Origin of the sequence: Micromonospora sp. MP36 (assembly GCF_008119785.1) — a bacterium.
GTDB lineage: Bacteria > Actinomycetota > Actinomycetes > Mycobacteriales > Micromonosporaceae > Micromonospora.
The window spans coordinates 1-885 of record NZ_VSFA01000279.1; the positions used below are offsets into that span (position 1 = coordinate 1).

General features: G+C 71.3%; 1 protein-coding gene. It reads right to left on the reverse strand.

The window, feature by feature from the left end:
• Positions 1 to 849, reverse strand: an 849-nt coding sequence (locus FXF52_RS41155; protein WP_222870969.1) for a hypothetical protein, incomplete at its 3' end; no start/stop codon positions are given.
• Positions 850 to 885 lie beyond the last annotated feature (36 nt).

Below are 885 nucleotides of genomic sequence, written 5' to 3' on the forward strand. Positions count from 1 at the left end.
TGCTCCCGCGCTGAGGAGAGTGTTCAGCCCCCAGTCCACACCCAGCGCCACCGAGTGACCGGTCCGCCGAGCCTTCGGCACAGCGTGCGTGTACGCGACATCGGCGTGCACCTGCCGGCCGGTGAGGCGGAGGCTGGGCAGGTGCACCACCGCGCCCGCGGGGACCGTGGGCGGCAGGCTGATCGGACAAGCCACCCACGTCCAATCCGCATAGGCTCGCGGATCCGGGCGCGTCGGCAACTGCAACCGCAGCAACACCCTCGCAGGGTCGGTGTCGCTGCGTTCGATGCTGGCCTGCTGCCGGTCACACGCGGCCAACAGCAGCATCCGCGCGACCCGTGGGACGCCTTCAAGCTCGAACACGTCCACCGGCAGACGGCCATTGGCGGCAAGGAACCTGGCGGCCTGCCGCGTGCGGGACTTGATCATGCTGGACGGCAGATGCTCCCCGCCCGGAACCGCCTTGCGTACCTGCTCCCACTCCTGCGCGGTGCGCTGACGCGGATCGGCCGGCCACGTCGCCAACACCCCGGAGGTCAGGCCCGCACGCCACGACGCCGAGCGCAGCGCCCGTCCGGCCTGCTCCTGGGCCATGCGCACGATCCGGTCGTTGACCCTCACACCCTCAGGCGGGGCGACCGTCCAACCCAAGCGCCGCAACGCCATCCAGGCGTTCGACGGAAGCTTCCGGCCGCTGGCGTCCACACCGGAGGCGAGCACCTCCACATCCGCGGGATTCCAGCGCTCCGCCAACAGGCCGGAGACCATCCCCGCCACCAGGTCGACGCACCAGCCGATACGTTGCGCAAGCACGGCCTGCGACAGGACCTCACCGGTCCCCTCGTCCACGCCTGTCCGCAGCACAGCGCGGGCACACGCGGTGCG